General features: G+C 62.0%; 22 protein-coding genes. 6 read left to right on the forward strand and 16 right to left on the reverse strand.

Annotated features, from left to right (window positions below):
* Nucleotides 1-3: 3 nt before the first annotated feature.
* The gene (gene thrH / locus UW3_RS0111175; RefSeq protein WP_010222532.1) at nucleotides 4-621 is read right to left on the reverse strand and encodes a bifunctional phosphoserine phosphatase/homoserine phosphotransferase ThrH; all 618 of its coding nucleotides are present in this window, start codon (nucleotides 619-621) and stop codon (nucleotides 4-6) included.
* Between the two features lie 129 nt (nucleotides 622-750).
* On the opposite strand from thrH, the gene UW3_RS0111180 reads away from it, so the two are divergent.
* Nucleotides 751-1,485, forward strand: coding sequence for a phosphoadenylyl-sulfate reductase (locus tag UW3_RS0111180; RefSeq protein ID WP_010222533.1), 735 nt, complete (start codon nucleotides 751-753; stop codon nucleotides 1,483-1,485).
* Here the strand turns inward: UW3_RS0111180 and UW3_RS26865 are convergent.
* From UW3_RS26865 to UW3_RS0111230, 10 genes are all read right to left on the reverse strand, one after another.
* Nucleotides 1,472-3,358 (reverse strand): ATP-binding protein, encoded by a 1,887-nt coding sequence (locus UW3_RS26865; protein ID WP_158467529.1) that lies wholly within the window; start codon nucleotides 3,356-3,358, stop codon nucleotides 1,472-1,474. The two genes, UW3_RS0111180 and UW3_RS26865, sit on opposite strands and share 14 nt — an antisense overlap.
* Before the next feature lie 13 nt (nucleotides 3,359-3,371).
* On the reverse strand, nucleotides 3,372-3,998 hold the full coding sequence (locus UW3_RS0111190) for a response regulator transcription factor (RefSeq protein ID WP_010222535.1): 627 nt from the start codon (nucleotides 3,996-3,998) through the stop codon (nucleotides 3,372-3,374).
* Between the two features lie 36 nt (nucleotides 3,999-4,034).
* A complete protein-coding gene (locus UW3_RS0111195) occupies nucleotides 4,035-4,769 on the reverse strand; it encodes a fimbrial biogenesis chaperone (RefSeq protein ID WP_026001283.1) in 735 nt (244 codons plus the stop codon).
* 147 nt (nucleotides 4,770-4,916) lie between these two features.
* Nucleotides 4,917-6,134, reverse strand: coding sequence for a hypothetical protein (locus UW3_RS28695; RefSeq protein ID WP_010222537.1), 1,218 nt, complete (start codon nucleotides 6,132-6,134; stop codon nucleotides 4,917-4,919).
* Entirely contained in the window at nucleotides 6,134-8,599 is a 2,466-nt protein-coding gene (locus UW3_RS0111205) for a CS1-pili formation C-terminal domain-containing protein (RefSeq protein ID WP_010222538.1), read from the reverse strand. The genes UW3_RS28695 and UW3_RS0111205 overlap by 1 nt, the downstream gene beginning before the upstream one ends.
* 162 nt (nucleotides 8,600-8,761) lie before the next feature.
* Nucleotides 8,762-9,241 (reverse strand): CS1 type fimbrial major subunit, encoded by a 480-nt coding sequence (locus tag UW3_RS0111210; protein ID WP_010222539.1) that lies wholly within the window; start codon nucleotides 9,239-9,241, stop codon nucleotides 8,762-8,764.
* 239 nt (nucleotides 9,242-9,480) lie between these two features.
* The gene (cysB, locus tag UW3_RS0111215) at nucleotides 9,481-10,455 is read right to left on the reverse strand and encodes an HTH-type transcriptional regulator CysB (RefSeq protein WP_010222540.1); all 975 of its coding nucleotides are present in this window, start codon (nucleotides 10,453-10,455) and stop codon (nucleotides 9,481-9,483) included.
* Between the two features lie 124 nt (nucleotides 10,456-10,579).
* Entirely contained in the window at nucleotides 10,580-11,077 is a 498-nt protein-coding gene (locus tag UW3_RS0111220; protein ID WP_010222541.1) for a universal stress protein, read from the reverse strand.
* A 92-nt stretch (nucleotides 11,078-11,169) separates the two neighbouring features.
* On the reverse strand, nucleotides 11,170-12,078 hold the full coding sequence (locus UW3_RS0111225; protein ID WP_010222542.1) for a 5'-nucleotidase: 909 nt from the start codon (nucleotides 12,076-12,078) through the stop codon (nucleotides 11,170-11,172).
* 72 nt (nucleotides 12,079-12,150) lie between these two features.
* Nucleotides 12,151-13,104, reverse strand: coding sequence for a putative 2-dehydropantoate 2-reductase (locus tag UW3_RS0111230; RefSeq protein ID WP_010222543.1), 954 nt, complete (start codon nucleotides 13,102-13,104; stop codon nucleotides 12,151-12,153).
* A gap of 116 nt (nucleotides 13,105-13,220) precedes the next feature.
* Between UW3_RS0111230 and UW3_RS0111235 the strand changes: the two genes are divergently transcribed.
* Both UW3_RS0111235 and UW3_RS0111240 read left to right on the forward strand, forming a co-directional pair.
* A complete protein-coding gene (locus UW3_RS0111235; RefSeq protein WP_010222544.1) occupies nucleotides 13,221-13,673 on the forward strand; it encodes a PilZ domain-containing protein in 453 nt (150 codons plus the stop codon).
* A gap of 164 nt (nucleotides 13,674-13,837) precedes the next feature.
* Nucleotides 13,838-14,914 (forward strand): 3-deoxy-7-phosphoheptulonate synthase, encoded by a 1,077-nt coding sequence (locus UW3_RS0111240; protein ID WP_010222545.1) that lies wholly within the window; start codon nucleotides 13,838-13,840, stop codon nucleotides 14,912-14,914.
* An 86-nt stretch (nucleotides 14,915-15,000) separates the two neighbouring features.
* Here the strand turns inward: UW3_RS0111240 and UW3_RS0111245 are convergent, their stop codons facing one another.
* Nucleotides 15,001-15,285 (reverse strand): GNAT family N-acetyltransferase, encoded by a 285-nt coding sequence (locus tag UW3_RS0111245; RefSeq protein ID WP_010222546.1) that lies wholly within the window; start codon nucleotides 15,283-15,285, stop codon nucleotides 15,001-15,003.
* Nucleotides 15,286-15,793: 508 nt separating this feature from the next.
* Between UW3_RS0111245 and oprI the strand changes: the two genes are divergently transcribed.
* Nucleotides 15,794-16,045: an outer membrane lipoprotei OprI gene (oprI, locus tag UW3_RS0111250; RefSeq protein WP_003259780.1), complete on the forward strand. Its 252-nt coding sequence runs from the start codon at nucleotides 15,794-15,796 to the stop codon at nucleotides 16,043-16,045.
* 129 nt (nucleotides 16,046-16,174) lie between these two features.
* Here the strand turns inward: oprI and UW3_RS0111255 are convergent, their stop codons facing one another.
* The 3 genes from UW3_RS0111255 to UW3_RS0111265 all read right to left on the reverse strand — a co-directional run bounded on the left by UW3_RS0111255 (nucleotide 16,175) and on the right by UW3_RS0111265 (nucleotide 18,217).
* Nucleotides 16,175-17,152 (reverse strand): L,D-transpeptidase family protein, encoded by a 978-nt coding sequence (locus UW3_RS0111255; protein ID WP_010222547.1) that lies wholly within the window; start codon nucleotides 17,150-17,152, stop codon nucleotides 16,175-16,177.
* Between the two features lie 121 nt (nucleotides 17,153-17,273).
* The gene (locus tag UW3_RS0111260; RefSeq protein WP_010222548.1) at nucleotides 17,274-17,555 is read right to left on the reverse strand and encodes a hypothetical protein; all 282 of its coding nucleotides are present in this window, start codon (nucleotides 17,553-17,555) and stop codon (nucleotides 17,274-17,276) included.
* 56 nt (nucleotides 17,556-17,611) lie between these two features.
* Entirely contained in the window at nucleotides 17,612-18,217 is a 606-nt protein-coding gene (locus UW3_RS0111265) for an arylesterase (protein ID WP_010222549.1), read from the reverse strand.
* Nucleotides 18,218-18,227: 10 nt separating this feature from the next.
* Between UW3_RS0111265 and UW3_RS0111270 the strand changes: the two genes are divergently transcribed.
* Nucleotides 18,228-18,911 carry an ABC transporter ATP-binding protein gene (locus tag UW3_RS0111270; protein WP_010222550.1) on the forward strand — a complete coding sequence of 228 codons (684 nt, stop codon included), beginning with the start codon at nucleotides 18,228-18,230 and terminating at the stop codon, nucleotides 18,909-18,911.
* The gene (locus tag UW3_RS0111275; RefSeq protein ID WP_010222551.1) at nucleotides 18,911-21,409 is read left to right on the forward strand and encodes an ABC transporter permease; all 2,499 of its coding nucleotides are present in this window, start codon (nucleotides 18,911-18,913) and stop codon (nucleotides 21,407-21,409) included. Before UW3_RS0111270 ends, UW3_RS0111275 begins: the two co-directional genes overlap by 1 nt.
* Here the strand turns inward: UW3_RS0111275 and greB are convergent, their stop codons facing one another.
* Nucleotides 21,410-21,886 (reverse strand): transcription elongation factor GreB, encoded by a 477-nt coding sequence (gene greB, locus UW3_RS0111280; RefSeq protein ID WP_010222552.1) that lies wholly within the window; start codon nucleotides 21,884-21,886, stop codon nucleotides 21,410-21,412.
* Nucleotides 21,887-21,992 lie beyond the last annotated feature (106 nt).

A 21,992-nucleotide genomic window follows, 5' to 3' on the forward strand; every position in this document is an offset into this window, starting at 1 on the left:
CCCCTACAGGCTCAACGACCGGTTCGAAGCCTTGATGAACGCCTGCTTCAACGCCGTAAAATCATGCACCGCCGGGAACTGCGGAAACTCCCGAATGACGTTCTCCGGCGCATGGAACAGAATCCCCGCATCCGCTTCGCCAAGCATGCTGGTGTCGTTGTACGAATCGCCCGCGGCAATCACCCGGTAGTACAGGCTCTTGAAGGCCAGCACCGACTGGCGCTTGGGATCTTTCTGGCGCAACTGGTAACCGGTAACCCGATCGGTTTCGTCTGTGATCAAGCGATGGCAAAGCAGCGTCGGGAAGCCCAGCTGGCGCATCAGCGGCTGGGAGAATTCGTAGAAGGTGTCGGAAAGGATCACCACCTGGAAACGCTCACGCAGCCAGTCGACGAACTCGATGGCGCCGTCCAGCGGCTTGAGCGTGGCGATCACCGCCTGGATATCGGCAAGCTTCAGGCCATGCTCATCGAGAATGCGCAGGCGCTGTTTCATCAGCACGTCGTAATCGGGAACATCGCGGGTGGTGGCTCGCAGCGATTCGATTCCGGTTTTTTCCGCGAAGGCGATCCAGATTTCCGGGACCAGCACACCTTCCAGGTCGAGACAGGCAATTTCCACAGCACACTCCTCGAACAACGCCAAAAATGGGAAGCCGCACTCTACATGCGCGGCGTCGACCCCGGCAATTTTTGTTAAGATCAGGGTATTACGAGCGCCAAGCGCCACTCAACGACCGGAAGCCGCCTGATGAGCCAACCCTTCGACGTCGCCGCCCTGGCCGCGACCTACGCCAACAAGTCGCCGCAAGACATCCTCAAGCTGGCCTTCGAGCACTTCGGCGATGACCTGTGGATTTCCTTCAGCGGTGCCGAAGACGTGGTGCTGGTGGACATGGCCTGGAAGCTCAACAAGAACGTCAAGGTGTTCAGCCTCGACACCGGCCGCCTGCACCCGGAAACCTACCGGTTCATCGAGCAGGTGCGCGAACAGTACAAGCTGCCGATCGAGGTCCTCTCCCCCGACCCCAGCAAGCTTGAGCCCCTGGTCAAAGAAAAAGGCCTGTTCAGCTTCTACAAGGACGGCCATGGCGAGTGCTGCGGCATCCGCAAGATCGAACCGCTGCGGCGCAAGCTGAGCACCGTCAGCGCCTGGGCCACCGGCCAGCGCCGTGACCAGAGCCCGGGCACCCGCAGCCAGGTGGCAGTGCTGGAAATCGACAGTGCGTTCTCCACCCCCGAGCACACCCTGTACAAGTTCAACCCGCTGGCGCAGATGAGCAGCGAGGAAGTCTGGGGCTACATCCGCATGCTTGAGCTGCCGTACAACAGCCTGCACGAGCGCGGCTTCATCAGCATCGGCTGCGAACCCTGCACCCGCCCGGTGCTGCCGAACCAGCACGAGCGCGAAGGCCGCTGGTGGTGGGAAGAGTCAACCCAGAAGGAATGCGGGCTGCACGCCGGCAACCTGATCACCAAGGGCTGACCTCCTCGGGCTGGCAATAGCGCTCAAGGTGCCGCTCAAGCTCCACGATCGCCTGGCGCAGCAGTTCCACCAGTTGGCTGATGCGGTGGGCCGGGGCATGCGCGGCGCAGGCCTTCTCCAGTTGGGCGCAGATGTCCAGCAGATCGTGGGCGCGGATCATCCGCGCCCCGCCCTTGAGGCGGTGCACCAGGTCGGCAAGCGCCGCCAGGTCCTTACCGTCGTGCAGCCGGTCCAGCCGCCGCAGATCCTGGCGGTTACTGCTGAGCAAATCGCCGAGCAGGGCTTTGACCTTGCCCTGGTCGCCCACGGCCAACACCAGCAGGCTGGAGATGTCCACGCCTGGCAGCACAGCTAGCGGCGGGGCCTCGACCGGCGCTGGCGCAGAACACGCCACCCCGCCCAACGCCTGCGCCAAATCATCGATACTCAAGGGCTTGAACAGGCACGCATTCATTCCCGCCGCCCGGCAGCGGGCGCGTTCGGACACCTGAGCGTTGGCGGTCACCGCCAGCACCCGGCAGGCGCGCCTGCCGGCCCGCCGCTCATGCTCGCGGATCGCCCGGGCCAGCCGGTAACCATCGAAGATCGGCATATTGCAGTCGGCAATGACCACATCGAACGGTTCTCGCAGCCAACAGCGCAACCCCTCACCGCCGTGTTCGCACACCCGCACGCGATGGCCCAGGTAGCCGAGCTGGTGCATGAGCAGAATGCGATTGGCCGGATAATCATCCACCACCAGCACCTTTAGCGGTTTTGCCCCGCCAGCGCCCTCCCGGCACCTGCCTGGCGCAGTGCTGGAAGCCGAGGGCGGCAGGCAGGTCAGGCTCAACTGCAACTCGACGCGCGTGCCCACGCCAATACTGCTATCGAGCTGCAGGCGCCCACCCATCAGTTCGCACAACATCCGGCAAATGCTCAGCCCCAGGCCCGCACCGTTGCGCCCCGTTTGCCGGTTGTTGCTGGCCTGACAATAGGGCGTCCCCAGGCGTGACAGGTCGGCCATGGGAATGCCGACGCCGGTATCTTCCACCACCAGGGTGACGGCTACCCGGTGGCGCTGGCGTTGCGTTTCAAGGCGCACACGCACTGAGCCTTCACGGGTGAACTTGATCGCATTGCTGACCAGGTTGGAGAGAATCTGCTTGAAGCGCAGGGCATCGAGCAGCACGTCGCTATCCAGCGCGCCAGCGACCTCCAGATACAAGCGCAGGCCCTTGCTCTGGGCCTGCTGTTCAAACATGCGCACCACGCCTTCGACCTGCTGGCGCAACGGAGTACGCCGTGGTTCGAGCAGCAGTTGGCCGGATTCGATGCGGGTGACATCCAGCACATCGCCGAGTAACTCCAGCAGGCCACGCGCCGAGCTTGAGGCCACCTCGATGGCCAGCCGATCGAGCACACCCTGTTCGGCCTTTTCCTGGGCCAGCTCGAGCATGCCCAACAGGGCATTCATAGGCGTGCGGATCTCATGGCTCATGGTCGCCAGAAATGTCGTCTTGGCCTGGTTGGCCGCCTCTGCCTGCTCTTTGGCGGCTTGCAACTCAGCGTACAGCTCGCTCAAGGCGCGTTCGGCCCGTTCACACTTGCGGATCGACTGGCGCAGGTAGTGAATCCATACCAGCGCCAGTGCCAGCAAGCTGCCGACCAAGGCACACGCCTGGGCGATCAGGCGCCCATTGTCGTGCCAGAAACTGTCGACTATCGCCAGCGTGGGGTTTTGCACCACCACCGCATGCGCATGAGCCTCAAAGGCGCGCAAGCCGCGGATCGCATCCGGCCAGATACCTGGCGTTACGTCATCGGCGCCAGCCACTTCGGTCAGGCATAACAGGGCCAGCAACCCCAGCGCTTGCAGCAATCGAGCCTGCACACAATTGCGCAACCTAGACGAGCAGATTGCGCTTGGCGACATCCGCCAGGTCCACCAATGATTTGACCCTCAGTTTTTCGATCAGGCGGGTTTTATAGGTGCTGATGGTCTTGTTGCTCAACAGCATCGCATCGCCAATGGCCTTGTTGCTCAAGCCCCGGGCCAACTGTTGCAGCACCAGCAGCTCACGGTTGGTCAGGCTGGCGATGCATTCGGCCTCCGTGGCCCGCACATCGACCCTGCTCACGGAGCTCAGGGCAACCTCGGGAAAGTAGGTGTAGCCGGACATGACCGCATGCACCGCCTTGCTCAGTTCGCACAGGTCATCGGTTTTCGACACGTAGCCGACCGCCCCCGCCTTCATGCAGCGCAAGGAAAAGTATTCAGCCTGTTGCGAAGTCAGGATCAGAATCTTCAGCGCAAGCTTCATCGCCTTGACCCGGGCGATGACTTCCAGGCCGTCGAGCCCCGGGATGCTGATATCGAGAATCATCAGGTCCGGGCTCAACTCTCGTGCCAGCCGAACGGCATCGATGCCGTTATCGGTCTGGCCAACCACATCGAAGCGTTCGCTGACGAGCAGCAAGTTGACGCTGGAACGAATAAACGGGTGGTCATCGACGATCAAGACACTACTCATGCTTTCCCTCATACCACGACGGTGACTGGGCTCGGTTCACCCCTGGAAGGCAATCTCTCGGCGCTGTTCGCCCTCAATCAGCTCAAAGCGATAATGACGCCCGGGCTTTTTCTCGAACACGCGGACATTGCCCGGCAACACATGGTGCTTGGTCGCCGGCACACAGTCCTGGTTACCGGCGGCGCAGTCATTGAAATGATCGAGCACGATAGTGGTATTGCCCTTGTTGGGAATCAGGAAGCGCCCAGCCTGATGTTCAACCTCGGTCTGGTAGCGGCTTGCCTGGGGCCGTACGAACAGGATCGAACCATAACCGGCGAGGATATTGACCCCGACCTTGAGGGCGTCTTCATAGCGTTCGGCTTCGTCTTCGGTAATGGCAAAACCGTCGTCGACCTCCGGCAGCACCGGAATGAAACGCAAGCGGAAATAGCGCTCCTGATCGCGCTCGCCGCGGTAAAGCAGACGCACCGCCTGCATGCCATTGGCGGGGATGATCAGCCGCGCCGGGCTCACCACCAGGCCGCGCTGCAACGCCTCGCGCCCGTCCATCTCGACCTCGCGGGCCTGGCCCTGGTTGTCGTAGACCAACTCGACAACGCTGACCTTGACGAACGCCGTGGCGTCTCCCGCATTGCGAACCCGCTTGAGCAGCGTGCTTTTGTCGCCATCGAGATAGTCATAAAACGTGCCGATATTGAGCTCAGGGCCCGCGAATGCGGACCCACAAAGCAGCATCAACAGCACTGGCATTGCCAGAATTCCCTTCATGCGTACGCCTCCCTTAGGCAAATGGCCAATTAATATCATTCTCATCGAGCGGGATTAGCCGGGCAACCTGCACGACCTATAGGAAACTTCCCAAAATCAAGGAGAAACGTCTTACATCCTTTTCGGGCTTCGTGAGCCACTGGCTGTCTACAGCGCAGCATCCACTACCAGCGTGACATCGCCCTGATAGGTTTCCCCCGGATGTAAAAGCATTTGTGCGACATCAGCCTGGGACACTTCAAACAGCAGGCGCCCCTGGCGGTCGCGCGTTTCCTCGATAGTGTCGATGGTAAGTGCTGCGCCGCCGCCTACCGGCAACGGCAAGTCCTCAACCAGCGCACCGGCATGGCGCATGCTCGGCGGCAGGGTCAGGGCGAAGGTCAACGGCACCTGATGATCGCGACGATTGCGGATCCCGCACCGCCCGCCCATGGTGTATTCGCAGCGGGCATGGACACTGATGGCACTGGTGGTCCAGATGCGAAACGGAAGATGGCGGTACAGGCGCTGCGGCGCGGCCCCTCGGTTGCTCCAGCTGGCCCAGCCACCCGCGGGTTCAAGTACCGCCCGCTCGGAGCCGGCCGGAAACTCGATCTTCAAGGGGTGTCTGACGGTTACTTCAAAATCCAGGGTCCAACGGCTTATCGGGTGGGAACTGTTACCGGTGTCAAACTCCCCCCCTCCCGGAAAAGCAACCCTCCATGGCAACTGAGCCCTATAGACACCGTTTTTCAGTGATGTGGCAGACGGCAACTGCAGGTCGAAGGATATTCCCATTACGTTGGTCGAGTGCTCGTTTCTGGCTCCTGGACTCTGATCTCGCTCAGCTATCCAGCAACCAAGACTCGGGTCGATGATCGCCCCGACGTATTCAGCGATGTTATTTGTGACGTAACGCGACGCCACGCCCCAACACCCTCCGTTATTTGGGTAACCCACTCCCAGACTCCCGCTAGAAGATCTGACTCTCAGGCCGACATGGGTCGGCTTGAACTGAGCACGGAACGAATCCCCGTGCTCATTGACCAGATGCAAGGTGGTTACGTCCGGCAGTTTGAAGAAGTACCTGTTTCGTAAATCTGGGTCTAGTTGGAAGGTGGTCTTGCTGTAACTGGCCGGGAAATTGAACGTGTACTTGTGTTCGTTGTACCGAGTACAGTGAACCAGCCCCGAACAGAACTCCGCCGGCGGCGTGGTATTGACGAACTCGTCCGGCCTATAGCCTGGCCGAGGGCCGGTGTATTCAAAGGTAATGTTCGCCACATTGGCCTCGGCCTTAGCGCTGAGCAGCCCTGGCAAACCGCCCCCTGATACCCCCATGAACACGGCAAACGCCGCGCCCAGGGATTTTCGCAGTCGCCGCATCACGCTTCCTCCTTCATCTGTTTCAACTCGGCCCGGGCCACATTGGCACCAGCGCAAGTCAAATCACCGACCAGCAGTACATCGTTCTCCCGCGCAAACCTGCCTTGGTCAAAACTGAGCAGGCACAAGGCATCCCCGGCTCGGCGAATCTCCAGGGTCGGCGTCGATTCGCTCATCTCGATAGCAAAGAACCCATCTGCCTCACTGACACTGCGGCTGGCGTGGTTGATCACCAATGCGCCCCTGAGCGGCTGGCCTTTGGCGTCGACCAGTCGACCGATCACTGTGAGGGTCTGCATCACGCGAATCCGGTGGTACTCCACGCCTCCGCGGTTGAGGTGATACTCAAGGCTTGATGGCTGAATCACGGCGGCATGTGCATCATGTCCATCAAAATCGAAGTGCACCTGGCCAGCCTTGTAGGCCGCCACCGGGATGACATTGCGCCCGGGGCGCAGTACCGCACCATAGCCCTGATGGTCATCGGCACGCATACGCACACCCTGCAGGTCGGACTCCACATCGACGATCAACCCCGCCTCATGGGGCAGGTGCTGCCCGGACATCGCCACTTTGCCGGCGCCAACCGCCACCACGCTGTCCAGGTTCAGGCCAGCGGTCAGCTCACCGTTGTAGGAAGAGCTTTGGGCATAGGCATCACCGTGCACCAGCGGGCTTTCGAACAGGGCATTGCCGCCAAAACCGGTCCCATAGCTATCCAGCGAGACAGTGCCAGCCAGGCTGCGCAAGGCGCCGTAGTCAACATCCTGCTGATAGGTCAACGAGGCATTCTGGTCGCGCTCGCCGTCACGTGACGTCCTGCTACCCAGGGTTGCCGAGATTCGCTGCCCAGGCCCCCCCAGGCTCATGCTCATGCTCAAGCTGACGCCGCGGTTACGCGCATTGCCGGAACTGCTGGTGCCGGGCCGGTCGAACAGCGACAGGCGCCAGCTGGTATCGGAGTTCAGCAGCTTACCGAAGTAGCCCCAACCCAGATCCACGCCGGTGCCATCTGCGCCGGTACCGCTGCTATGGGACAGGCGCAGGGTGGCAGTACTTTGCCGATCGACCCTGTGGCTCAGCGATAGCGCACTCTGGCGGACCTCCTGGACACGCGTACCGGCATAGACCGTATCCATAACCTCGTCGACCCGGCGACTATCGAGCCAGGACCGGCTGTGGCTGAACACCAGCGAGCCCAACGCGTAGTTGTAGATACCCTGCAAGTCATAGCCGTTGCCGTTGTCTTCGGTATGAAACACGCTGGCATACAGCTTCAGCGGATCGAGCACATCCCAGTCCAGCGAGCCACCGTATTGCATCAGCTCGTCGATACGCTGGGTAGAGAGCCCGAGCACCACCCTGGGATGGGCCAGATAGTTAGTGAATGCACCGGCGGTGAAGCTGTCGTCGTAGGTCTGGTCCCAGTTGCTCCACAGGCTGCTCTGCTGCCCAAGGTAGATGTTGTAGCGCCAGGGAGACTCGGCGTTGCTCCAGTTACTGGGTTTATAGATAAACGCTTCGGTGCGCGAGGTTTCCTGATTGTCTTCGATCAGGCGTACCTCCACTTCATAGATGCCGCCCGGCAACACCCGGGTATCCAGGGCCTGCAAACCAGCCTGCACGGCCTGACTGTTGATCAGTACACCGTTGCGGTAGATTTCCGCGATACCGGAGCGGTTGGGGGTGACGTAGATGGGCGTTGTACTGGCCTGGCCATTGTTGAGCGCCAGGCTGTCGCTGCTACCGAGCATAAACCCGCGTGTGGTATCGGGATGATTACCCAACAGGCGCGGTTGGCGGGTGAGCCCCTGGGCGCCTGGCGTGAAATACCCCAGGCGAAAAAAATGATTGTCGTGCAGACGTTCGCCATAGAGCTGGTCGACCCGGTGCCGGGTTTGCTCGAGGTTGTCGCTGTTGCGGTCGAACTGGGCCTCGCCCAGGGCCGTCCAGTTGCCGAAGCTGCTTTGCCCCTGGACGGCATAACGTCCGGTGGTGTCGTTATCTGCATCGACCAGGTTCAACTGATTGCGCAGCAGCAAGCCATGGCTGCCACGCTCGGGCAATTGATGATAAAGCCTCGGCTGATCACTGCGCTCGGCCGCTGCGGTAAGAATCGACAACTGCGAATTCACCAGGCTGTAGTGCAAGGCCACCAACACCTGCGGACAACTGGACAGGCAGTTGCCCAGCGACCTTGGCTCGCTGAGCTGTTCGCGCCAGCGGGAGCGCTCGGTGTCGGCGGCCTGGCTCTCGAAGGTGTCGGTGAAGTTGAGCAACTGCACCTGCTCATCACGCGACAGCACGACCAGGGCATCCCCCAGGTAGCGACCATCAAGGTCGACCCTGACCGCCAATGGCACATCGAAGAAATGCTCAGTGAACTCTTGCGGCAGGCCCTGGGCCTGGGTCAGTACACCAAGGTGAGTGGACGGCCCCTGCGCATCGGCCCAGGCTGACGCCATACCCGAAAAGGCCAGACACCCCAGTGTCATTCGGATTACAGCAACTAATGGCACGTAATTGACCATGTCCATGTTTTCACAGGCAATATTCACCCCACCCCAGGCAAGTGCATGAGGAGCGGGGCGAACAGAAGGGGAAGGGAAAAACGCCAGGCTGGCGACTTACGGCGTGACGGTCTCGAACATCATGTTGATGATGCCCTGGTAGTTGCCGGGCACGTAGCCGCTTGGGCCTGCGGACTGCGCGGCGACGTCAAAACCGACGCGGGCACCCGCTGCGGCATCGGCTGCCGGGACCACCGGAGCGGAAGTGGTGGTCAAACCGGTGCCATTGACCGCTACGTCCAGGCCGATGCTGTTGGCACCACTGCTGATCACGGCCGGGCTGAGCAGGCGCGCGGAAATGGCTCCAGTGGTGCTCTTGACCTGCAGCTGTTTACGAATCGGCTCAAGCGACTCGCGCAGCGGGTTCCAGGCCATGCTCTGGGGTTCGTTCATCCAGTTGCCGCCCACCGGCTCGACGTAGAAGTTCTCGGTAGGAATAGTCGCTATAACGGTGACCTGTTTCTCCAACGGCTCCACCGCAAAAACGTTAGCTGCGGCCAGCATGGCCAATGGCAGGGCCAGAAAAGTGCGTTTCATGAAGTGCTCCTCGAATTGACCTGTGAAACCGTCACAGGTGACGTGCCAACGGCGAAGTGCCCGCCGGCTGATGCCGCACCGCACAGTGCGGTTGGCGAGGAGGATTATTCGGCAGTTTTCTGACGCAAAAAGTCGGACCACTCCCAGGGGCATTGGGAAATTTCCCAAGCAATACAAACGTTAAAACGTACGCAAAAAAAACGCCCCTCGCGGGGCGCTTTGCAGCGATCAAACCGGCATCAATGCACCGGCAACTCGACACCTTCGAACAGCTCTTCAAGCTCCTGCTTGTTGTGGCAGGCGATAGCCTTGGCCATCACTTCGCGGGTCAGGTGCGGGGCGAACTTCTCGATGAAGTCGCACATGAAGCCGCGCAGGAAGGTGCCACGGCGGAAACCGATCTTGGTCACGCTGGACTCAAACAGCTCGCTGGCATCGAGCACCACCAGGTCATTATCGAGCTTGGTGTCGACGGCCATCTTGGCCACGATACCGACGCCCAGGCCCAGGCGCACGTAGGTTTTGATCACGTCGGCGTCGGCGGCGGTGAACACCACTTTCGGGGTCAGGCCGCGATGACTGAAGGCTTCGTCGAGCTTGGAGCGGCCGGTAAAACCGAACACGTAGGTGACGATCGGGTATTCGGCCAGGGCTTCGAGGGTAAGCTTGGGCAGCTTGGTCAGCGGGTGGCCTTGCGGTACCACCACGCAACGGTTCCAGCGGTAGCACGGCATCATCACCAGGTCGCCGAACAGCTCCAGGGCTTCGGTGGCAATGGCGAAATCGACGGTGCCGTCAGCAGCCATTTCGGCGATCTGCATGGGCGAGCCCTGATGCATGTGCAGGGCCACTTCCGGATATTGCTTGATGAAGCTGCTGATCACCGGCGGCAAGGCATAACGCGCCTGGGTATGGGTGGTGGCGATCGACAGGGTGCCCTTCTTCTCGTTGGAGAATTCCTGGGCGATCTGCTTGATGCTTTCAACCTTGCGCAGGATCTCGCCGGCAGTGGTAATGATGCGCTCACCGGCCGGGGTCACGCGGGTCAGGTGCTTGCCGCTGCGGGCGAACACTTCGACGCCCAGTTCGTCTTCAAGCAGGCGGATCTGCTTACTGATGCCCGGCTGGGACGTATACAGGCTCTGCGCTGTCGCGGAGACGTTGAGGTCGTGGTGCGCCACTTCCCAGATGTAGCGCAATTGTTGAAGCTTCATAGGTATCCCTCAAATCAGCTGGGCGTCACCGGCAGCAGCGACGATTTATAACTATATTAGTGGTTTGAAGAATAAATCTAGAACTATTTTAGCAGTCTTCCAGGAACCTACCTGCGCCACGCAGTTACGACTTCCTACGCCCAAGGTGTTGCGCGAGCGGCACCATATACACCGGCACTGGCGACAGCTGCAGCAAGCGCACGGCGGTGCGTCCGATCGGGATATCAACGCCAGCGCCCTGGCTATGGCTACCGAAGATCAGCAAGTCGACACTCAGGCGCTGGGCCTGCTCGAGAATCACCTGCGCCGGATCGCCCTGGCGCACGCGCACAGCCTTGATCAGGGCCAAGTCGGCCTCCTCGCCCAATTCGTCACGAAAGTTTTCCAGAACCCGCTGCTCGATATTGGCCATCACCGTGGTGACACCTTCGCTGTGCAGTTCATCGAGGGTCTGCTCGTCCAGGTAGCTTTGCAGCAGCGATTCGGCGAACTGGCCCATGGGCTCGACCGCATGAATGACGTAGAGCTCTGCGTTGAAGGTCCGCGCCAGCGCCAGCGCGTGTTGCATGACAAAAGGCGCGTACACACCGAGGTCAGTGGCATACAGCATGGAATGGATCATTCGACCTCCTCGACTGCCATGACGGCAGAGCAAGCTTCAGCTTAGCAGCGCCAAGAACCGTCGCAGGGCCGTCCGGCGCCGAGGTTTGTCCACTAGCCCAGGATGGGTTCGTTGCTGATCCCATGAGGCACATGGCCAGTGGCGACGACACTGCGCGCACGCTCGCAATGGCCTGCCTGGTCGTCGAAAAACACATCGGCGGCAAAGGCTTCGAGGAACGCCGATTTGTCCAGGCCACCGAGGAACAACGACTCGTCCAGACGAATATCCCACTCGCGCAGCGTACGGATCACGCGCTCATGGGCCGGTGCCGAACGGGCCGTGACCAGCGCCGTGCGAATCGGGCAGGCGCCTTCGGGGAACTCCTTCTGCAGCACGTTGAGTGCCGCCAAAAATGGCTTGAACGGCCCACCGCGCAACGGCTCGCGGGCCGACTGGCGCTCGCTGGCCTGAAAGGCTTCAAGGCCACCCAGCTGATAGACACGCTCGGACTCATCGGAAAACAGCACCGCGTCGCCGTCAAAAGCGATGCGCAGTTCGTCACTGGCGGCGCGGCGGGCACCACCGGAGAGAATGGTGGCAGCGGCGAAGCCGGCCTCCAGGGCGCTGCGTACATCATCGGCATCGGTGGACAGGAACAGATGGCAGCCAAACGCCGCCAGATAAGGATAAGGACTACGGCCGCCAACAAAGGCAGCACGGTAAATGCCCAGGCCATGGTGCTCAATCGAATTGAAGACCCGCAAGCCTGTGTCGGCGCTGTTGCGCGACACCAGCACCACCTCGACCCGGGGCTGGCCGAGGCTGGCATTCAGGCCCAGGAGTTTTTCCACCAGCGGGAAGGCGTCGCCGGGTTCGAGCACCTGGTCTTCGTGTTCGATCTGGTACTGGCGGTAGGCTTCAACGCCCTGGGCCAGGTACAGGCGGTGGCTCTCGCTGAGGTCGAACAGCGCTCGGGAGGAGATGGCGACGACCAGTTTGTCGCCGAGATTCTTGCTCATGTGCTGTATCTCCTACATACCCTGTGGGAGCTGGCTTGCCAGCGATTGGCTGCGCAGCAGCCCCGACGCTCATCAATCCTGCAAGTTATGCCGATCAATAAAGGCCAGGGCCTGATACAGCACCTGCATCTTCGGCAATTCACACCCCGCCGCCCTGGCCTGGGCCAACGGCTCGGCATAAATGGCCGCCAGTTCCAACGGCCGCTGCTGGGTAAAGTCGTGGTACATGCTCGGCCAGTAATCAGGCATCTTCTCGGTTACCGCGAACAGGTGCTCGGCATAGCCTTGCGGCAGCTCATGGCCACACGCACGCGCGCCCTGCACCACTTCGGCCATCAACGCCTGGATCAAGGCGCGGCTGTCGGCGTCGGCCATCAGCGGCGTGGTGCTGGCCTTGAGCAGCACTGACAAACCATTGTAGGGCACATTCCACACCAGCTTCTGCCAGCGGGCCTGGGCCAGGTTGGTCATCGCCTGGGAGTCGATGCCGGCTGCATGGAACAACGTCGCCCCGGCCTCGACAATGGACTGCCGGCTGTCTTCATCCGCCGCCGGACCACTGTGATAGCCAAGGTTCACCGCACCCAACGACTGGTGCCGGATCACCCCCGGGGCTTCGCGGTTGACGCAGATAAAGCACAAGCCACCGAGCAGGTGCAGGTCGGCGGGCAGCAACGGGCGCAACTGCTCTTCGACACCCAGGCCGTTTTGCAGCAGCACCACCTTGGCATCAGGCGCCGCGACCTGAGCGATCAATGGCGCAAGCTCGGCGTTGCTGGTGGTCTTGGCGCCCACCAGCAACCAGTCGCAGGGCGGCATGTCAGCGGCTTCGGCATAGGCCAAGACCGGCATCTTTATAACGCCGTGAACCGCGCTGTCGAGCTGCAACCCGTGCTGCTGAACGGCTTCGAACTCGCTACGCAGGAGAAAATGCACCTCGAACCCGGCACGCGCCAGCATCAGGCCATAGAAGCCGCCAATGGCGCCGGTTCCGATCACGCCGATACGCGGGTTGCTCGTGCTCATCCTGCTCTCCTCAACCGTTCATTTTCTGTTCACATTTTTTACACGCAAATCATACGTCTTGCGAACCTTCACTATACTCAAGCGAACAAGGTCAAAAAATCGACACGGAGTCGAGCATGCGTGGGTTTCTGCTGCACCCGGACGACGTTCCGGTCGTACTGACCCTGCGTCAGTCGCCCAAACTGTTTCGCCAACGTCTGCACACTATCAGCCTGGGCGGAATCGCCTGCAACCATCCACGGGCCTATCGACGCGGCATGGCGGTGGAAATGCTGATCCCCTCGCTCGGCGCCGAGGCACGCTATCCCGGTTATGTGGCCTGGTGCCAGAAGCAACAGGACGGCTATCGGGTGGGCATTGCCTTCGTCGATGAACAAGCATTGTTTGGCGCGCGCATGGGCGAACAGGTGTGCCAGATCCAGCACTTCTGCCAGGCACAAACCCAAGCCGAAAGCCCGGACGCGGACCTTGAAACCCTCGCCCAGCAATGGGTCAGCCTGCACGCCGGCGAGTTCTCCGAAGCCAGCCTTGAGGCAAGCCATACCCGGGAAATCCTCCTTCCGGGCTAAAAACCCCGTGTCTGTGGGCTTTTCCTTGCAGGAAAGCCGCCCTTGCCCATTGTCGAGCCACGGTGTAACGCGCTAAGGTTCGGCTCCCCGCTGCGTACAATTTTCGCTGCTCCGCCGCACGGGGATCGCTGGCGGCCGGCACCCGTGACCTGACGAGTAACACGATGGCTGATTTACCGATCGATGACCTTAACGTTGCCTCCAACGAGACCTTGATCACCCCCGATCAGCTCAAGAAGGAAATCCCCCTCAGCGCTACCGCCCTGCAGACCGTGACTGCCGGTCGCGAAGTGGTACGCAATATCCTCGACGGCAAGGACCACCGCCTGTTCGTGGTGATCGGCCCCTGCTCGATCCACGACATCAAGGCTGCCCACGAATACGCCGAGCGCCTCAAGGTGCTGGCGGCAGAGGTGTCCGACACCCTGTACCTGGTCATGCGCGTGTATTTCGAAAAGCCGCGGACCACGGTCGGCTGGAAAGGCCTGATCAACGACCCGTACCTGGACGACTCGTTCAAGATCCAGGATGGCCTGCACATCGGTCGCCAACTGCTGCTGGACCTGGCGGAAATGGGCCTGCCGACCGCCACCGAAGCCCTTGACCCGATCTCCCCGCAGTACCTGCAGGACCTGATCAGCTGGTCGGCCATCGGCGCGCGCACCACCGAATCCCAGACCCACCGCGAAATGGCCTCGGGCCTGTCCTCGGCGGTCGGTTTCAAAAACGGTACCGACGGCGGCCTGACCGTTGCCATCAATGCCCTGCAGTCGGTTTCCAGCCCGCATCGCTTCCTCGGCATCAACCAGGAAGGCGGCGTGTCCATCGTCACCACCAAGGGCAACGCCTACGGTCACGTGGTACTGCGTGGTGGCAACGGCAAGCCCAACTATGACTCGGTCAGCGTCGCCCTGTGCGAACAGGCCCTGGCCAAGGCCAAGATCAAGCCGAACATCATGGTCGACTGCAGCCACGCCAACTCCAACAAGGACCCGGCCCTGCAGCCGCTGGTGATGGAGAACGTCGCCAACCAGATCCTCGAAGGCAACCAGTCGATCATCGGCCTGATGGTCGAGAGCCACCTGAACTGGGGCTGCCAGGCGATCCCGAAAGACCTCAACGACCTGCAGTACGGTGTATCCATCACCGACGCCTGCATCGACTGGGAGTCGACCGAGAAGACCTTGCGCAGCATGCACGCCAAGCTCAAGGACGTGCTGCCCAAACGCCAGCGCGGCTGACAGGCAGATACAAAAACGCCGGGCAATTGCCCGGCGTTTTTATTGGTGCGTTGAACAGCAGCGCTGATGGCTGCCCTTCGCGATCCTCAGGCCTTGTTGGTGGCGTGTTTTTGCTGACGCTCCATGTAACGCTCGACATAGGAGCACGACGGGATCACGGTATAACCCATGTCTTCGGCGTACTTGAGCGCCTGTTCGGTGAGTGCCGCAGCGATACCCCGGCCACGCAACGCGTTCGGTACGAACGTGCGATAGATATCCAGGGTTTGCTTACCCAGGTCCATGTAGGTCAGGTAAGCACGATGACCGTCCACATTGGTCTCGAATTGATGACCAGCCTGGTCATGGTGGATGGACAACGCCTCGCTCATCACTACTCCTCGCGGGTCTTGTGCTCTGACCCCTACCTTACCGATGTTTTTCCGGCGAAGGAACCTCTACGCCACCCCGTGCCCCATTGGACAGCGAGAAGAGCATGGCTGTTCTCTGGCAAATGAGCACGTACAAATAGTAGGCGCCCCACGCCCAGATGCTCAAGGTGGCTGGTCGCAAATTTCACCCACTTGTGGCAAGCGGACACGGCGGCGAGCATCGGCCTGAACAGTTGCCGGATGTTGTAGTGCTATGACGAAGGATGACACTTTAAGTCACTTTTAGTTCAACAAAATACGCACTTGCTACACTTGCAAGCACCCGCGCGGGCGGCGCCTTCACAGTTTTTCTACATTAGGCTGTGGCGGACCCGGGACAGGCGCATTTTTTTGCAGTTCTTGCGCTCTGTCAGTTTACTTACTACAAGTAATGGGTACTATGTACGCCGGCCAGTTTCTCTTTCTTGAGAGATGGCTATTTAATAGAAAGTCCTTGAAGGGGAACACGATGAACAACGTTCTGAAATTTTCTGCTCTGGCTCTGGCCGCAGTTCTGGCTACCGGTTGCAGCAGCGTATCCAAAGAAACCGAAGCTCGTCTGACCGCTACCGAAGACGCAGCTGCTCGTGCACAAGCTCGTGCCGATGAAGCCTATCGCAAAGCTGACGACGCTCTGGCTGCTGCTCAAAAAGCACAACAGACCGCTGACGAAGCTAACGAGCGCGCTCTGCGTATGCTGGACAAAGCCAGCCGCAAGTAATAGTCCTTCGGGATTGTTATTGGAAGCCGACCCACTTGTGGGTCGGCTTTTTTATTGCTGCCAGAAAAGTGCAACGCCAGAAACGACGAGGCCTGCACGATGGCAGGCCTCGGATAAAGCAGGCAGGGCTTACTGCATGTCGTAAGGCACGCTGGAAACCATCGGCGCCTGGCCGCCGGCACCATTGGGTACGGCAATTTCCACCGGCATGCCGTCTTCGGCTGCGATCACATCACGCACCATATCCCAGTTCATGCGCAGGTTGTTGGCCAGGTCTTCACGCTTGAGCAGGGCATTGATGACTGACGTGTGCTTGTCGACCACCGACGGGTCGCCCTTGTCGTCCAGCGGCGTGTGCGCCTCGAGGTAGACCTTGCCGGCACTGAGGCCGAACTTGTAGGGCTCGTTGATGATGCGTACCGGCACACCGACCGGGGCCATCTTGGCCAGCTCAAGCACGTTGTTGTTGAACATGCGGAAGCAACCGTGGCTGGTGCGCATGCCGATGCCGAACTTCTTGTTCGAACCGTGGATCAGGTAGCCCGGCACGCCAAGGGTGAACTTGAACGGCCCCAGCGGGTTGTCCGGGCCTGCCGGCACCACGGCCGGGAGGATGTCACCGTCTTCGGCGTGTTCCTTGCGGATCGAGGCCGGTGGCGTCCAGGTCGGGTTCGGGGTCTTGGCCGTGACCCTGGTGTTGGCGATCGGCGAGCCCCAGCCTTCACGACCGATACCCAGCGGGTAGGTGTGCACCACGTTCTGCCCTTTCGGGTAGTAGTACATGCGGTACTCGGCCAGGTTGATGACGATGCCTTCACGCGGGCCCGGCGGCAGGATGAAGCGGGTCGGCAGGATGATCTCGGTGCCGGCGCCCGGCAGCCATGGGTCGACGCCGGGGTTGGCGGCGATCATTTCCAGATAGCCAAGGTCGTTGGCCGTACCGATGTCGGCAAAGGTGTCTTCGTACTTGGCCTTGATCACCTGGACCTGGCCGATGACGTCTTCACCGGGAGGCGGCAGGGGGAACTCCAGCGCAGCAGCGGGACCTGCCGCCAGCAGGGCGGCCAGGGACAGGCAACGGGTGACGGCGGGAAAGCGCGGCAACATCCGGGAAATCCTTCGCTAATTCAATTGAGTCAAGCAATCGATTGTACACCGCCCCCTGCATAATCGGGAGATGTCCCGGCAGCGGTTGGCCGTACAGGGGATGAAAGGTTATATCAGCAGGTTACAGCTCGGGCCATACCGGCCGTGTGCCACGGCGCTGGGCATCGAGAATCGCCCGGCACAGCGAGCACAGGCGGCGGTCACGGTAAATGCTGCGCTCGGCCTGCGACCAGCGCGGTTGCGCCGGCAACAGGGTGCCGCACAGGGTACGGTCGGCCGAGCCACCGAGCTCAAGCTGGCGGGCTACCAGGTGGACGCGGATCTCCTGGCAGGCGAACAGGTCAAGCTGTTCGTCAGGCTCGATCAATTGATAGGCATACAGGGACCAGGCGGGACGCGGCATCGGGGGCTCCAAATCGGGGGCGCAACATTAGCCGAAAGCCGGTCACTATAAAAGCGTCAAAGCAGCGGTTTTAGTTGCGGCCAGGCATTTTCCAGCAACCTGGCCTGGGCGCCCTGCCCCGGATGAATGCCATCGGCCTGCATCAGCTCGGGCACACCGCCCACCCCTTCGAGAAAAAACGGCACCAGCGGCACCTGTTTTTCCGTCGCCAGGTTTTCATACACCTTGGCGAAGGCCTCGTTGTAACGCTTGCCATAGTTGGGCGGCAGGCGCATGCCCAGCAACAGCACCTTGGCGCCGGCAGCCCGCGATTTGTCGATCATCGAGGCAAGATTTTGTTGCAATTGCGTTGGCAGCTGCCCGCGCAGGCCATCGTTGCCGCCCAATTCAAGCACCACCAGCTCCGGCTTGTGCTCTGCAAGCAGCGCCGGCAGCCGCGCCTGGCCTCCGGCACTGGTGTCGCCGCTGATCGAGGCATTGACCACCTTGGCGTCGAAACCCTCGCGCTTAAGGCGTTGCTCCAGCAAGGCAACCCAGCCCTCGCGGGTATCCAGGCCGAAAGCGGCACTGATACTATCGCCGACAATCAGCACGGTCCCCGCTGCTGCGCCCTGGGCCATGCACATCAAGGCCAGGCCAGCACTCAATAACCATACTCGCATCGGATTCTCCATGGGCCCCAGCATTCTCAGTGCGCGCAACCTTAGCAAAGTGGTCCCCAGCGCGGAAGGCGACCTGACCATCCTGCACGAACTCTCGCTGGAATTGAAACAGGGCGACAGCCTGGCGATCGTCGGCGCCTCGGGCTCGGGCAAATCGACCCTGCTCGGCCTGCTCGCCGGCCTCGACCTGCCCAGTGCCGGCTCCGTGACGCTAGCGGGCCATGACCTCGGCCCGCTGGATGAAGACCAGCGCGCGCGGGTGCGGGCCGAGCACGTCGGCTTTGTGTTCCAGTCGTTCCAATTGCTCGACAGCCTCAACGCGCTGGAAAACGTCATGCTGCCACTGGAGCTGGACGGTCGCCGCGATGCCCGCGAGCACGCCCGCAGCCTGCTTGAGCGGGTCGGCCTGGGCCAGCGCCTGAGCCACTCGCCACGCCAGCTTTCCGGTGGCGAACAGCAACGGGTGGCCATCGCCCGCGCCTTTGCCGCCGAGCCCGCGGTGCTGTTTGCCGACGAGCCCACCGGCAACCTCGACAGCCATACCGGCGAGCGTATCAGCGACCTGCTGTTCGACCTGAACAAGGAACGCGGCACCACCCTGGTGCTGGTCACCCATGACGAACGCCTGGCCCAGCGCTGCCGTCGTCTGATCCGCCTGGACGCCGGCCACCTGGTCGCGCCGCTGGAGCCTTGATGAAGCGCTTGCCGTTGTTCCCCCTGGCCCTGCGCCAGTTGCTGCGCGACGCCCGCGCCGGTGAGTTGCGCGTGCTGTTCTTCGCCCTGTTGGTGGCGGTGGCGGCCAGTACCGCCATCGGTTATTTCGGCGCCCGCCTCAACGGCGCCATGTTGCTGCGCGCCACCGAATTCCTCGGCGCCGACCTGGTGCTGCAAGGCAGCTCGCCAGCCGCGCCCGAGCAGGTCAACCGCGGCACCGCGCTGGGCTTGCAACACGCCCGGGTGGTCGAGTTTTCCAGCGTGATCGCCACCGACAACGGTATTCAGTTGTCGAGCATCAAGGCGGCCAACGCTACCTACCCGCTGCGCGGTGCGCTGCGCAGCGCCGCCGAGCCCTATGGCGCCGAAACCGCTGGCGGCGGCCCGGCGCCAGGCGAGGCCTGGGTCGAACCGCGACTGCTGGCAGCGCTGGACCTGAAGATCGGCGACAGTATCGATGTGGGCATGAAAACCCTGCGCATGAGCCGGGTGCTGACCTACGAGCCCGACCGCGCCGGCAACTTCTACAGCCTGACCCCGCGAGTGCTGATCAACCTCGCCGACCTTGAGGCCACCGGGGTGGTGCAACCGGGTAGCCGGGTCAGTTATCGCGAACTCTGGCGTGGCGAGCCCGACGCGCTGGCCAGTTATCGTGACGCGGTGAGCAAAAGCCTCGCCGCCAACCAACGCCTGCAGGACTCGCGCGACGGCAACCAGCAGATCGGCGGCGCCCTGGGCAAGGCCGAGCGCTACCTGAACATGGCCAGCCTGGTGGCGGTGCTGCTCGCCGGTGTTGCCGTGGCGCTGTCGGCCAGCCGCTTCGCTACCCGTCGGTTCGATGCCAGCGCCCTGCTGCGTTGCCTGGGCCTGTCGCGTCGCCAGGCGTTGAGCCTGTTCTGCCTGCAACTGGCGATTCTGGGCAGCATCGCCGCACTGTGTGGCGCAGCGCTCGGCTGGCTGGCCCAGTTGGGCTTGTTCGAGTTGCTGCAAGGGTTGATGCCGGCACAGGTTCCGCCCGGTGGCATTGCCCCGGCCCTGGCCGGGATTGCCACTGGCCTGGTGGCCCTGGCCGGTTTCGCCCTGCCGCCGCTGGCGGCCCTTGGCCGGGTGCCGCCGTTGCGGGTCCTGCGCCGCGACCTGTTGCCGGTGCCGGCCAGTAGCTGGCTGGTGTATGGCGCCGCGCTGTTTGCCCTGGGGCTGATCATGTGGCGGCTGAGCCTCGACCTGCTGCTGACCTTCGCCCTGCTCGGCGGCGGCCTGGTCGCCGCCTTGCTGCTCGGCGGGCTGCTGTTGCTCGGCCTGCGCAGCCTGCGGCGCCTGCTCGCCGATAGCCCGCTGGCCTGGCGCCTGGGCCTTGGCCAGTTGCTGCGCCACCCGCTGGCGGCTGCCGGGCAATCCCTGGCCTTCGGCCTGATCCTGCTGGCCATGGCCCTGATTGCCCTGTTGCGCGCCGAGCTGCTCGACACCTGGCAGAACCAGTTGCCCAAGGACGCGCCGAACTATTTCGCCCTGAACATCCTGCCCGACGACAAGAACAGCTTTGCCCAGCGCCTGACCGAGTTCTCTGCCCAAGCCGCACCGTTGTACCCGGTGATTCCCGGACGCCTGACGGCAATCAACGGCGAGCCGGTGCAACAGATCGTCAGCAAGGAAACCACCGGCGACCGCGCCGTGCAGCGCGACCTGAGCCTGACCTGGGCCGCCGACCTGCCCCAGGGCAACAGCCTGATCGCCGGCCAGTGGTGGCAAGCCAAACCTGCCGCCGAGGCCTTGCCCGGTGTTTCGGTGGAAGCCGAACTGGCCCTGAGCCTCAAGCTCAAGCTGGGCGACCAACTGACCTTCACCATTGGCGGCCTGCAACGCCAGGTACAGGTCAGCAGCCTGCGCACAGTCAACTGGGACAGCTTCCAGCCCAACTTCTACATGATCTTCCAGCCTGAAACCCTGCAGGACCTGCCGACCACCTACCTGACCAGCTTCTACCTGGCACCCGGCCATGACCCGCAGGTGGTGGCGCTGTCGCGGGCGTTTCCGGCGGTGACCATCCTCCAGGTCGACGCCCTGCTCGAACAGCTGCGCAGCATCCTCGCCCAGGTCACCCTGGCAGTGGAGTACGTGCTGTTGTTCGTCCTGGCGGCGGGCCTGGCAGTGCTGTTCGCCGGCTTGCAGGCGACCCTTGATGAACGCATCCGCCAGGGCGCCCTGCTGCGTGCCCTGGGCGCCGGGCGCGGCTTGCTGGTCAAGGCCCGGCGCATCGAGTTCGGCTTGCTCGGGGCGGCCAGCGGCCTGCTGGCGGCAATCGGCTGCGAGCTGATCACCCTGGTGCTGTACCGCTATGCCTTCGACCTGCACTGGAGCCCGCACCCGTGGCTGCTGTTGCTGCCGGTCATCGGCGCCCTGCTGGTCGGCGGCGCCGGGGTCTACGGTACGCGCCGGGCGCTCAATGCCAGCCCGCTGGCGGTGCTGCGCGAGGGCTGATCAGGGTTTGACGTAGTCGATGGCGTTGACCCACCAGCACATCTCGCCGGAAGGGGTCTGGACGATGACTTCATCGCCGACCTCTTTTTTCAGCAAGGCGCGGGCCATGGGCGAGTCGATCGAGATGTAGTCCATGCGCCCGTAGATCTCGTCGTAACCGACGATGCGAAAACGCTTGGTCTCGCCCTCCTCGTTCTCGATCTCGACCCAGGCGCCGAAGAACACCCGGCCTTCCTGCTCCGGCGAATACTCGACCACGCGCATGTCTTCCAGACGCTTGCGCAGGTAGCGCACGCGGCGGTCGATCTCACGCAGCAGTTTCTTGTTGTACTGGTAATCGGCGTTTTCGCTACGATCGCCCAAAGACGCCGCCCAGGTGACTTTCTGGGTGATATCGGGACGCTTTACCCGCCACAGATGGTCCAGCTCTTGCTTGAGCGCTTCGTGACCTTCCTTCGTGATGATTTGCGTACTCAACAAAAATTCTCGCTTACAGGCTGACTGAGTGGCTTGCAGGGCCTGATCATCAACCCTGCCGACGCGCGGCGCAACTGCACGTGACTTGTGCCTGGCGGCTCCAGTC

Origin of the sequence: Pseudomonas donghuensis (genome assembly GCF_000259195.1) — a bacterium.
Lineage (GTDB): Bacteria > Pseudomonadota > Gammaproteobacteria > Pseudomonadales > Pseudomonadaceae > Aquipseudomonas > Aquipseudomonas donghuensis.